11 protein-coding genes and 2 pseudogenes are annotated in these 11,513 nt (G+C 56.0%); 4 read left to right on the plus strand and 9 right to left on the minus strand.

Annotated features, from left to right (window positions below):
- Positions 1-23: 23 nt before the first annotated feature.
- The 4 genes from ACPOL_RS31635 to ACPOL_RS31650 all read right to left on the minus strand — a co-directional run bounded on the left by ACPOL_RS31635 (position 24) and on the right by ACPOL_RS31650 (position 2,482).
- Positions 24-770, minus strand: a complete 747-nt coding sequence (locus ACPOL_RS31635; RefSeq protein ID WP_236657639.1) for a YsnF/AvaK domain-containing protein — start codon at positions 768-770, stop codon at positions 24-26.
- 217 nt (positions 771-987) lie between these two features.
- Positions 988-1,593 (minus strand): hypothetical protein, encoded by a 606-nt coding sequence (locus ACPOL_RS31640; RefSeq protein WP_150133220.1) that lies wholly within the window; start codon positions 1,591-1,593, stop codon positions 988-990.
- A gap of 237 nt (positions 1,594-1,830) precedes the next feature.
- The gene (locus ACPOL_RS33325) at positions 1,831-2,202 is read right to left on the minus strand and encodes a hypothetical protein (protein ID WP_161557690.1); all 372 of its coding nucleotides are present in this window, start codon (positions 2,200-2,202) and stop codon (positions 1,831-1,833) included.
- A gap of 76 nt (positions 2,203-2,278) precedes the next feature.
- Entirely contained in the window at positions 2,279-2,482 is a 204-nt protein-coding gene (locus ACPOL_RS31650) for a hypothetical protein (RefSeq protein WP_114211357.1), read from the minus strand.
- Between the two features lie 97 nt (positions 2,483-2,579).
- Between ACPOL_RS31650 and ACPOL_RS31655 the strand changes: the two genes are divergently transcribed.
- A complete protein-coding gene (locus tag ACPOL_RS31655; protein WP_114211358.1) occupies positions 2,580-2,861 on the plus strand; it encodes a hypothetical protein in 282 nt (93 codons plus the stop codon).
- A gap of 527 nt (positions 2,862-3,388) precedes the next feature.
- Here ACPOL_RS31655 and ACPOL_RS31660 read toward each other — a convergent pair.
- Positions 3,389-5,272, minus strand: coding sequence for a DUF5597 domain-containing protein (locus ACPOL_RS31660; protein WP_236657640.1), 1,884 nt, complete (start codon positions 5,270-5,272; stop codon positions 3,389-3,391).
- A gap of 313 nt (positions 5,273-5,585) precedes the next feature.
- Here ACPOL_RS31660 and ACPOL_RS31665 point away from each other — a divergent pair, with 313 nt between their 5' ends.
- A complete protein-coding gene (locus ACPOL_RS31665) occupies positions 5,586-6,011 on the plus strand; it encodes a phosphate signaling complex PhoU family protein (RefSeq protein ID WP_275066533.1) in 426 nt (141 codons plus the stop codon).
- Here ACPOL_RS31665 and tnpB read toward each other — a convergent pair.
- The 3 genes and pseudogenes from tnpB to ACPOL_RS31680 form a co-directional block, all read right to left on the minus strand.
- A complete protein-coding gene (gene tnpB / locus ACPOL_RS35290; protein ID WP_236657642.1) occupies positions 6,008-6,265 on the minus strand; it encodes an IS66 family insertion sequence element accessory protein TnpB in 258 nt (85 codons plus the stop codon). The two genes, ACPOL_RS31665 and tnpB, sit on opposite strands and share 4 nt — an antisense overlap.
- 58 nt (positions 6,266-6,323) lie before the next feature.
- Positions 6,324-6,551 (minus strand): annotated as a pseudogene (locus ACPOL_RS31675) (transposase); the annotation flags it as partial.
- A gap of 287 nt (positions 6,552-6,838) precedes the next feature.
- A complete protein-coding gene (locus ACPOL_RS31680) occupies positions 6,839-8,845 on the minus strand; it encodes a diguanylate cyclase (RefSeq protein ID WP_114211360.1) in 2,007 nt (668 codons plus the stop codon).
- A 419-nt stretch (positions 8,846-9,264) separates the two neighbouring features.
- On the opposite strand from ACPOL_RS31680, the gene ACPOL_RS35295 reads away from it, so the two are divergent.
- Positions 9,265-9,465: a hypothetical protein gene (locus tag ACPOL_RS35295; RefSeq protein WP_236657643.1), complete on the plus strand. Its 201-nt coding sequence runs from the start codon at positions 9,265-9,267 to the stop codon at positions 9,463-9,465.
- A gap of 616 nt (positions 9,466-10,081) precedes the next feature.
- On the opposite strand, the pseudogene ACPOL_RS31700 reads toward ACPOL_RS35295, so the two are convergent.
- Positions 10,082-10,893 (minus strand): annotated as a pseudogene (locus tag ACPOL_RS31700) (IS6 family transposase).
- Positions 10,894-10,973: 80 nt separating this feature from the next.
- Here ACPOL_RS31700 and ACPOL_RS31705 point away from each other — a divergent pair.
- Positions 10,974-11,498: a CRTAC1 family protein gene (locus ACPOL_RS31705; protein WP_114211364.1), complete on the plus strand. Its 525-nt coding sequence runs from the start codon at positions 10,974-10,976 to the stop codon at positions 11,496-11,498.
- The last annotated feature ends 15 nt before the right edge of the window (positions 11,499-11,513 follow it).

The raw sequence follows: 11,513 nt of genomic DNA on the forward strand, positions 1-11,513 counted from the left end.
TCCCTGAGACGATTTCCGTGAACTTACATACTGCGTGGATCCGAGCTGCGATCTGTTCCGAGTCGCTCAACCTCGACCTCGGTCTTTCGGAGGGTGTCGCGAACGCGCTCGGTGCGCTCGGTCGTCTGTTTTCCTACCAGGACCTCTTCCACGACATGGGCCATTTTGCCAACAACAGGCACTTCCGCCATCCCGGTCAGTTCGATCGTTCCTTGGGTTTTGTAGTCCGCTTCCGTTGCCGGCCGATTGACGGTACGATGCTCGACCACGACATGCTCTTCGCGGAGGTCTACCGTGTGGGCGACTGGCGTCTCGACAATATGTCGAAAGACGCGCACGCCCCCACGCTCGACTTCGCGTTTGCCGACGATCAGGTTTTCCTCAATCACGGGAACGACCGCAGCTCCAGTACCGGGCAGAATAGCCGCAGTTGGCGCTACTACTTTCTCATCGACCTGAGACGCGGCGTGCTTGCGAAAGACAGCTTCGATTTTGTCGGTCCAGGATTCTCCTGCCGCAACTCCGACAACGGTACCGCCGTCATTAAGGCCGGTGGTGAGCATTCGCATGTCGGTGTCCGGAACCTTTAGCTCAGCAAAGAAGATCCGGTTTGTTGCATCGCCGCCCTCATTGCGCGCCGTTGCTCCGCCCATCACGGAGATGGCGCTTTGTGGCACACCGGCCTCTAAGAGATCGCGCACCGCTGCTCGCGCATTGTCATTGTTATGAAACAGGCACACTAGAGTTGTCTGTTCGGGGATTTCTGACATATCTGCTCCTGGATGCAGTTGCACCTGTTTTGATGAATTGGGAGATATCCTCAGTCTGCGAATGGGCAGAAAAAGGTTCTTACTAGGAACAATGAGCGGAGATTACCTATGGAAGATCAGGAGAAAGTGGAATTATGGCGTTCGGTTCGATTCCTGCGGCTCATATTCCCGTACTCGTATTGAGAAGCAATTACTTCGATAAGGTTGCTAAAGTTCGTTACCAGACGGCACTTGCCAGCTCGCTCGACCAGACTGGCCCCCCTTCGTAGAGAGGCCCGTCGACCCGGATGACCGTGGGGACCGTTCCGCGTGTCACCCAGACGTGGAACTCTGGGGGCTCTTGCCCAATCAGGGGAGCAACTGCTCCGGTCAGACCCCCTAGCTTGACCTTGATGACGTACTTCCTCGTTTTGTGAGCAAGTGCGCCGACCTTAAACTCATCCTCCCCATCCGGCAAGATAGTAAGAGTCACGAGTCGCGGCTTTGAGGATACCGCCAGATAAGGAACATCGATTTCAGGGCCGTCCGGCGGCAGATTTCTCATCAATGTAAGAACGAGGCCATTAGACAGATCAGAGGGCAGAGCCAGGTGTTTTGTCTCAGCTGGTTTTGCTCCCTCCTGAAACACTATCTTGCCGGCCACGGCATCGATGGTGACATCATAGGGGTGCGGAAATGAAGGCCCCCTCTGAATATGGTGCTCCCGGACGAGATGAAAGGCTTGGTCTTGCACGTAGATCGTCGTTTCATCATCGATCGATCCATCTCTGAACTGGTAGACAAGCCGGGAGATGATGCGATGTTTCTGGAGTGTTTGAGTCAACTCTCCGGACGCTATGACTTTTCTTTTCGCATCATGCAAAATTAGATATCCATGGGAAAAACCTTCCGGGATATGCACGCTTACAGTCTGTCCATAAACCCATAGCGGGCAGGCCAATAATCCGATTGCTATTAATCCAGCCCATACCCCACGAAAAAGGCCTAGAGGGGAAAATATTCGGTGTTGGTGGTCGGAAAGTCGCACACCACGGCTCCCGAATTCGCGCACGATACCTCCTCAACACTTAAATTCCTTGTCTATGAACGCCAAATCTACCAGATAGTTTTGCGCGCAACTAACGGCCTGTGCCAATTGATTTTCGGCGAATCCTTTTCCGTCGGCTTGTTCATGGCCGGGTTCATCTTGGTGATCGAAACTTCTTTTTGCGGCGGCGCGACTGAGCGCCAGGTGCTCGACGGGATCATTATTGTGATCCAACGATGCGTCCGTATCCTGCAGGTAGATCGGCATCCGGTCATGAAAGGCACGATGAGGGCGTTGGGCGCGCCGTTCACGATCGAAAATGACAAGATCTTCTCGTTGCCGATCTTGGCGAATTCCAGATGTCGACGAGAGCAAACGGCTCGCCGCGCATGAAAGCCCGCGCACGACGAAGCTCTACGACGACACGTCTGATGAAATCACGAGCGGATCGGCATCTGGAAACTTTTGCCGCCGCCGGGGTTTAGTCAATATGGCGCTGAATGTGCTTCAGCATGCCATTGAATGCTTCGTCCTCGATGGCCCGCAATTCCTTGAGCCGGTCGGGATTCACGACGTGCCAGTCCAGGAGATAGTGCAAATTCGCAACCGTCTCCAAATACGGGAGCAGCTCTTTGGCGAGCTCCCGAGCGCTCCTGTCGCCGGCCTTGTCTGGAGTCTCCGCCACTTATAGTCGGATGGCGGCGGGCGTCAACTCGTTGTGCGTCCTAGTGGTGCGGTATGATCCTGTCCGAAAGGGTAAAACACTGCCTCAAGAACCCTCCATGTCAAAAGCTGTGAGAGTGATTTGCGCAGGCATCGATCCGCAGCTGCTTGAGAGCCGCCGGCTGGTGCTACAGGCGGCCGGCTTCGAGGCTACCTGCGTCAGCCCTGCAGAAGCTCTTAAGGCTCTGACCACGTCCCCTTTCGATTTCATGATCATTTCGGTCAGCGTCAGCGAGAAGGATCGGGAAGCTCTTAGAGCAGCGGCTTCAGGAAACACACGCGTCATTCAGCTGCACACTTTTACTGCCCCTCAAGAACTGTTAGCGCTCCTCCGGCCTTAGCCCGGGAGCTCCTGGCTGCGTCAACGGCCCTTCTGACCATCCCAGGACCCACTGTGCTTCAGTGCATCGGTGACGCCCTTGCGAACAAGAAGCGGCAAAATTGGGCAACTGTGCTCGGAGTGGGGGTGGGAGATGCTATAGCCATGAGCCTTTCCTTCTTGGGAGCCGGGGCGCTACTTAGAGTGCGCAGGTCAATATAACGGGTCACTGCACCAAACGTTGAGAATCGTACGCTAGCGTCTTCCGCCGTCTAGTGATTGCGCCGATTTGCCGATGTGGGATGGCAGACTCTTGGCAAGCCAATCAACGCCTAACCGATAAAGCTGGAGGTACATCGCGGCCTGACGAGCTTTACGGCTTTCAAATCTGCCATCACCGTCACATGTCCCACAACGATTCCTTGTTCAGGCCAATTAGATGAAAGACGGCCTTCCCGAGGTCAATGCCGCACGCGCTTGCTGTCACAACGGGTTAAGGCGGCGGAAGGATCTGTGTGCCGGGCGCCCTGTTGCAGTCCTGTGGCGGAACTAGAATCGGTCCAAAAGGATGCGAACCGCAACAGGACGGTCCTGAAAAGGAGGTGGGCCTTCTGTATCGCCGCCTCCTGTATCGCCTATGGCAGGCAGTGTAGAGCTGCTTCTGGCCGGGACTGCATGTGGGTCGGGAAAACGGATACCGCGATCCGTCTCGTCGCCATTGAGGATGCGAATCCGATGCCACTCCTCTGGCGCACCTGACGCCCTAGATGGGGTGAAGTAACCCTCTTCGGCGCTGAGGATCTGCATTCGAATGCCGGGTAGATAACCGGGACGGTGGAAGAATACAGCTCCGCCAATGCCGGTTACCAAGTACTCATTGGGGTTCATCTGAGCAATCAGCATCCGACCCGACTTGTCGGATGAGCCAGGAGCTGCCTCACCGTCGCGCTGCGGAAATCCGAATCGGACTTCGGCAACCCAGGCTCCGCTTTGATCCGCTGTGCGGGTAGCCACATTGCCCGCCTCTCCGGGAGAAACTATCGCGTTGGCGAGAGTGGAAATGTCGATGAGCGCATCATCCGCTGGAGGCGAACTTGCCCCGAAAGAATTTCTAGCAGTTAGAGGTGTACTGTTTGGATAGAAGATTACCTGTTGGTCAGCGCCTCCTGCAGCTTCGATCATCGTCTTGATCTTGCCCGCGAAGTTGAGTTTCGCCAGCGTACGATCCATGGAGCCCGCAAGGGCATAGTTTGCAGCATGTACCCTGGGCACAACTCCGTCCGGCAAGCGTCCTACCCAATCGATTCCGAAAGGGGAAAAGCCTATGGCTCCCCGACCCACCGCCGCGAAGAAATAAGGCGCATATTCATTTCCCTGGCCGGTCTCTGGGATCCAGAGTGGATTGTCGGGCCGCGCATACGTGTCCAGAATCCCCAGATAAAAGGATGGATCACTTGAATACAGGTCGGGGCCAATCAAGTCGATGGATGGGGCTGCGAACTTCCATATCGGCAGCATGAACTGGTTTGGGCCACCTGAGGGATAACCAATACCGGGTGCTGCGATATGACGCTCCGGCAGTGCTGCGGGAGGATAAGCGAGCCACACATTGCAGTAGAACGGAATGTTGAACTCGCGCTTACCCGCTTCGGCTACTGCGTTTACGTAGCGAGCCTGATGCCAGGCCTGAAACGATTCATCCGCCACACCGGGAAATACCTCGCTCCACGTCCCGGGACGCTTTCCGAGCGCTTTGACAAGCTCAGCCGGCACCTGTTCTCCAAACTCGCGATTTGAGTCGGTCGAGTAGTCGCGAGCCGCGCCGATACCGCCTGATTCATTTTCGACCTGCATCATGAGTATCGTATGGTCGGTGCTGTCTTCCTCGGCGAGGTGGTGCATGAGAGCGGCGAACGCCTTCCGGTCCGCCTCCATATTTGCCGGAGCATTCGCCGACAGATCGTCGATCGGCGCTCCCGCGCTGTTCTTCATACGTGGATACTGCTCCGGATGAGTCTTTACCCACTGCGGGACGTAGTGGTCGTTCCCGTTCTTCCACGTGCCAAACCAGAGGAGTATCAGGTGGAGGCGGTGTTCTCGCGCTCCACTGAGCAGCGCGTCGACATTTGTCCAATCGAAGTTGCCTGGCTGCGGTTCTATCTGTTCCCAATACACGGGCGCTTCCGCTGTATTGACGTGCATAGCTTCCAACGCGGGCCATACCTTCTGCTCAAGCAGTAAAGGCCAAGCACTCGAATTCCCAATCTGTGCCCCAAGAACAAGGAAGGGGGTCCCATCGACAAGCAGCGCATGCCGACCATCTTGCTCGACGAGTCGCGGGGTCTTGAGCGGCTCCTGCGCAACAAGGGACAATCCACGGGTAAGAAGGACCAATATCGGAACGAGTCGCACGAAGGTTGAAACAGATTTCATAGGTACTCTTTCTGAAATTATTCGGCATCGGGCCGGGCGAGCTGATTACGGTCCGGTGTCGAGGCCGACGAGGATATTTGCAGCTGTTGCAGCCCGTAAGCCGAAAGTAACAGTCCCAGAGCAGTGAATATCACGGCATGGGGCGCAAATCAATTGAGTTCGCCGACAACTTGATCATACTAAGTGGTACCTCGGCCTGTAACCTACAGCCTATCGGCATACAAGATGTGGAGCAACTTCTCTCCTTGTTGAGCCGTGCGCGCCGTGTTTCTCTAGCTTTGTTTGTTGTCTCCACCTTGGCCTCCGTTTCATTCTGTCTGTAATCAAGATCAACAGGGATCTCGAGCGGATCGGCGATCAGTCCATGGGCATCGCGCACCGCGCGCTTGATCTGCTGGTGTATGACACTGCAGAGTTGCCGGTAGATATTGCGGGGATGGGCGAGGTGGCTTCGCGAATGATTTGCACCGCCGTCCAAGCGCTACTCGAGGCTGACGCGTTCCTTGCTGAGTCGGTGATGATCATGGACGACGAGATCGATCAGATGAACAGAGTCGCTCGAAAGGGGCTGATCGGTGTTATACAGCAAACTCCAGATGTGATGCTCCAGGCGTTGAACGGCATTCTGATCGCAGAGCCTAGAGCGGATCGCCGACCACGCCTCAAACATCGCCGCCGACGTAATCTTCTGGTCCGCGGAGCGGATGTTCGCCACCAGTTGAGATTGGCTATGGACTAGGGATGGTTCGCAAGCATAGTCCGAGCCGCTTGTCGTTCGCGTTGTTTGACGCCGATCGTTTCAGCCGAGCTTTTGATTTGTCCATAACGCCTTGACCAAGTCACCGCCCCTTCCGCGAAAACAAACACATGGCCGGAGAACGGATCCTGTTTAAGCGTCGTCTGCACCATCGCGCTCATACCGGTGAAGCCGCACCGAAGGTCAGTCACCCCGGCCACGACACACACCCCCGTCCCCGTTCTAAGCTCAATCACCGGAGAAGATGCTCCAGGATGATGCGCGGCGACTCCGCGTGCGGAGCTCCATCGACGGTCAACAATGCGTTGCCGGGAAACTCCACGTGAATGGAACCTGAAGCGGACTTGCTTCAATCTTAGGAGAGGCCTCGTCCACAGCATCGTTCGCGATCTGCGCCGGCAACAGCTTCACTCCGCTGTTACCGCGATCTTCCAGAAGGCCTTGCTGGTACGCTCTGCGCCAGGCAAACACCTGATTCGCATTCACCGCAAACTCGCAAGCCACTTGCGCCACCGAGGCTCCAGGAGCTAGCGTCGCGCCTCGACGATCCGCCGCTTCTGTTCCATAGGGAAACGCTGCCGCCGACCACCTATGCGCGTACTCGCTGCCGCCAGTTCCACCCCTCCAGAATCAGGCAGAACAAACCAAGAGACTAGACGCACTCACCGGACGCTTACAGGAACTCAACTCACGGTCGCATCAACCCGTGCCCTCGCCGTTCCGTTTTCCCGCCATAAGCGCATTAGAAACCGAGGGAACGCCTGGCGCTCCGGCGCAGGCCAAGCGGACTCATGCGGGATTGCTTTGCCCTAACGCTCCAGCAGAGGCTCTTCCGAGGTCTCGCGTTGGAACATCTGGTATACCACACGGTGGCGCCCCGCATTTTTTGCGCGGTAAAGGGCCTGGTCGGCCATGCGCATCGCCGAATGCTGATCGATCTCGTCGCCGGCCGCGATAAAGACGCCCCCTATGCTACATGTAATTCGAAAAGTAACTTCCACGTCTTCCACTTCCAGATCCGAGATAGAGGCATGAAGCGCCGCCATCCGCTCGTCGAGGTCTCCAGCCAAGATACCGGTGAGCACGATCAGGAACTCCTCGCCCCCATAGCGCCCCGCATGATCGTAGGAGCGAACGCAGCCAGAGAGCGCCGTCGCGAAGCGCCGCAACGCTGTATCTCCGGCCAGATGGCCATAGGTATCGTTGACTCGCTTGAAATGGTCGATATCCGCCAAGACAATGGTCATCGTACGGTTCTCGCGGCGGCAGCGGTCAGTCTCTCGGTCGAGCGCCGATAGAATCGCACTCCGATTCCACATTCCGGTAAGTTCGTCATGCTGGGCGAGATGGCGAAAACGCTCCTCACTCTCACGAATGATCCGGGTCTGCCGTTTCACGCGAACTCTCAACATCAAGATCCAGAGAATCGCAAGCAGGGTAACTCCTGCCAAGGCGGCTAGCAACAACAGGATCCGGGTTGGTGTCCAAAAGGGGGCCTGCTTTAAGACTAGAATGTCTTGTGGAGAGCGCAACAGAATACTAAATGAGGTGGGGATACCCTCATGGTCGGCATGAACCGTGCAGATTCCGGTCATCATGAGGACACTGCCGACACCGATGGTGCGCGTTCTCTCGTTTGTGGTGATCATGGGAAGATATGCATCGAAGACCTCGCTGCCTTGCTGCAGAATCCATACGTGCTGGCCACCTTGTATCCAGCTATCCACGACCTTTCCCTGCAATTTCACAAGTTGCTGATCGTATGGGACCTGATCGAATCCTGATCGGCCGCCGATCGCATCTTTGGCCTTGATCAGCAGAGGCACGATTGGAGTCGCTTTTCCGACGACGTGAAACAAGCCATCTTCAAGGATCGGCGAGTATTCACCCTGGACCGGGAATCCCACCGCCTCGACCCTATTGCCGGACTCCACCAACTCCTTCGATGAAGTCTGAATTCTCACTCCGTCGCTGCCATCCTGAAGGTAAAGAGCATGGCCGGGGATCTGATGGGTGGCTATGCCTTCGATCTTCACTCGATGTTGTCCTTGGCCGAACTGCAGGACGTTGCGGACCGGGATCGCAGATAGGGCGAACGGATCGGCGGCCGCGGGCTGCACGACTGTGATACCTCTACCATCCGAAACATACAGCTCCGCACCAATAAACTGGCGTTTTTCGTTGAAATGGGATGTGCAGACGCCGCGAATGCTTACCGTGGAGTCGACGAGAGGGTTGTAGTTGATCCCGGCGAGGTTTTGAACTACACCCCGAATCGAGCCTCCGCCAAGTTCAACGACCAAGACAAGGATGTCGTGATCGAATACCTGGGACATATGTGCGGAGCGAACGACGCCGCGTACCTCAATTCGCTGGCTGTCCAGAACGCCGCCGATCAGTTCGGCGTAGCCAACCCGGCGCGCACGCGGAAGAGGTTCATGACCAACTACCCGGACATAAGAAGCTACCACAGTCGGCGCGAAGAGACCCGCGCTGCTCGTCCCGGTCAATACCACGAGATCGCCGACACCTACGTCCGCATGGTCGGTGCGGTCTACCGAGATACCGGCCGTAGAGTCCTGAAAGAAAAAGGAGTTCTTGTAACCCGAGAGATTGGTAACAATTCCGGTAAGTTTGACAGGCATGCCCTTTGCGGCACGCTCCTGGCTGAGACCTCGGATCTGGGAGACGCTCGTGAGAGGCACTGAGTTGTCTGCGGCCGTAGCATGCAGGCATGAAAGAAACACGGCAAGCCAGAGTGTCGAGGCCGTGCTTGCAAGACGCCGCGTGCTCGATTTGATTTGGACGATGTTCATCCTCAGCTCTGAGCCTGATTACGGCTTGAACAACACCAAATCTGAGCGCTTCAGGCTAACGTCGCTAGCCCACCTTGCGGTCGGATCGCTCACACAACCGTACTCCTTATTAGTAGTTCGCGTCCCGCAACCGGTGAACGAAAACGCTGCGGATGTGTTACTTTTGCGTTTTTTGCTACTCAAGGCTTTGCTTGAAAGCAGATGGGTGCCGGTCGCCGAAACCCAGACGAACAGCTTCTCCCAAGAGTAATCGCGAGCCTGATCCGGATCACAGGAGGCAACTTCAGGCTCTTGCCCCGGTTCTTCACTCAGATAAAGCGGGTTCTCAGCGTAAATGACCCACACCTTGTGTCGAACGCTGTTGACGAGGCTAAGAGGGACAGCCTCATCTGGGTATCATCGTACCCCGGGGTAATGTGATGGTTCGGCGCTTTCAATGCACCTCGTCGCAGGATGAAGGCGATCAAGGAGTAATCTCACATGACAGCACGTACGACAAAGTCGTGGTCATTACGAAAGTGAGTTGGGACACGAAGTGGCAAGCGAGTGCTCTGGCTGGCGGCCATCTCAATAAGGTTTTAGCAGTGAAACGCGAGTCGGGAGGGGCTGTCGCCGATTAGCGTCCCGCCATCTGACCACCGCAGTACCCCACCCGGATTCACAACGTTACGCGGTGGGAACCATATTCGCCGGCCATGTCAGTTCCCAATGTTGGCGAACGATCTCTCGTCCACTAAAATCCCATCAGCCTTCGCCATTGTTCCCCTCGTAGCCATACTCATCTACAAGGACGGGTTTAGGAAATACACTGCGGCCGATCGGCACGGCCAAATCAGGGTGATGTGTTCCGTCCTGATCCACTTCGTGAGTTATCCAGACTTGCTCGCGTCATACCATGTGGCAAGTCATGATTGCCGATGAGGTGATGATATGGGTCGTTGGTCATCAGCGTTCTCCCAAGATGGTCCCAGTCCTTTGATGGTCGTTCGCCTTTCGCAACGAGGCGTCGAAAGGGTCATACTCGTTCGCCATCGTCCACCAGACATTTTGATAAGTTGACAGTCTCGCAGCTGCATACTTTAGGTACTGCTCATCATGCTCTGCATTCATTGAGTCAAAGCCACAGTGGTCGTTATGGATGAAAAGAATCATGTCGGCCTGGGTGCCCATGCGCTGCAACTCACTGATTTGAAGCTCGGATCGCTAAAGTGCATTCGGAATGGCTCCGTTGCAAATTTAGACATGGACGCGGGCGTCCGAGACGTTGCCCTGGACCCAGAGGTCAAACAGTCTGGAGTGTGAGCTTTCATCGATGAGCGCAAGGGCTTCCGCGAGCGCAGAAGAACCGATGCCGAACACTCGTTCGACGATGCGCGCCTCGCCGCATATGTCGCGCGTGAGGTTGAAGATCGCTGCCTGGCCTTTGCGCAGGGCACGCATCACCTCAAATCCTCTGATGGTCGCGTAGGCGGTCTTCAGTGTCTTGAAACCCCGCACGGGACGGATCAGTTGCTTCAGCTTGCCATGATCGGCTTCGACGAAGTTGTTCAGATACTTGACCTGGCGATGGACCGTTTTCTCCGGGCATTTACCCTCGGCCTTCAGTTCTGAAATCGCGATCCCGTAGGTCGGCGCTTTGTCCGTGTTGATGACTTCCGGCTTCTCCCAATCTTTCAAACCGCTCAGCGCCTTGCCGAGGAAGCGTTTCGCCGCTTTGGCGTTCCGTGTTGGCGAAAGATAAAATCGATCGTGTTTCCTTCCTTGTCGAGCGCTCGGTACAGATAGACCCATTCGCCGCGAACTCTCACGTAAGTCTCATCGACCCGCCAGCTCGTTGACTGCGGCCGACGCCACTGCCCGCGCAGTCGCTTTTCCATCTCGGGCGCATAGCGCTGAACCCAACGATAGAGCGTGGAATGATCGACGCTCACGCCCCGCTCACCCATCATCTGCTCCAGATCGCGATAGCTGATCCCATAGCGGCAGTACCAACGCACACCCCAAAGGATAATCCCGCCCTCAAACTGGCGCCACTTGAACTCTGACATGGTCAACTCCCCTCGCTTTCAAGTCATTCTCTGGTCGCCAACGAAACTTTGCAACAGAGCCGCTCGGGGACACTTCCTACATGCAGCGAAAGATCTTGTATCGCAATCGTGGCAATGGAAGCTTCGAAGACGTTTCGGCGCGCGCCGGTTCTGGCATTGCCTTGAAACGTTCATCCCGCGGGGTCGCTTTCGGAGACATTTTCAACACCGGTCAAACTGACATTCTCGTCAGCAATATGAACGAATCGCCCACGCTGTTGCGCAACTATACGAGACCGAAATTCTCATCTCTCACGATCCAACTCCGGGGAAAAGCACCCAATCTGTTTGCAATCGGAGGCCGCGTTTCCGTTGTGCCGGGCACCCTGCACATGATGAATGAAGTTCAAAGCGGCGGAAGCTATCTCTCGCAAAATGACCTTCGATTGCGCTTCGGGCTAGGCAGTGCGACTAAGGCAGATCGAGTACTGATACGTTGGCCAGACGGACACGAAGACGCACTGGAGAATGTCGCCGCTGGCCAATATCTCACGGTCGCTTATGGCGGAAAAATCCTGTCTGCCGTGCCGTACGGAGAAACCCCGGGGAAGTTGAAGAAGCATTAGCCGCCGACAATTACG

Origin of the sequence: Acidisarcina polymorpha (assembly GCF_003330725.1) — a bacterium.
In the GTDB taxonomy this organism is placed as follows: Bacteria; Acidobacteriota; Terriglobia; order Terriglobales; family Acidobacteriaceae; genus Acidisarcina; species Acidisarcina polymorpha.

Excerpts from the sequence above, each read along its gene's own strand:
- ACPOL_RS31635 (WP_236657639.1), bottom strand. The coding sequence starts at position 770 with ATGTCAGAAATCCCCGAACAGACAACTCTAGTGTGCCTGTTTCATAAC.
- ACPOL_RS31655 (WP_114211358.1), top strand. The coding sequence starts at position 2,580 with ATGTCAAAAGCTGTGAGAGTGATTTGCGCAGGCATCGATCCGCAGCTG.
- ACPOL_RS31660 (WP_236657640.1), bottom strand. The coding sequence starts at position 5,272 with ATGAAATCTGTTTCAACCTTCGTGCGACTCGTTCCGATATTGGTCCTT.
- ACPOL_RS31680 (WP_114211360.1), bottom strand. The coding sequence starts at position 8,845 with ATGAACATCGTCCAAATCAAATCGAGCACGCGGCGTCTTGCAAGCACG.
- ACPOL_RS35295 (WP_236657643.1), top strand. The coding sequence starts at position 9,265 with ATGGTTCGGCGCTTTCAATGCACCTCGTCGCAGGATGAAGGCGATCAA.
- ACPOL_RS31705 (WP_114211364.1), top strand. The coding sequence starts at position 10,974 with ATGCAGCGAAAGATCTTGTATCGCAATCGTGGCAATGGAAGCTTCGAA.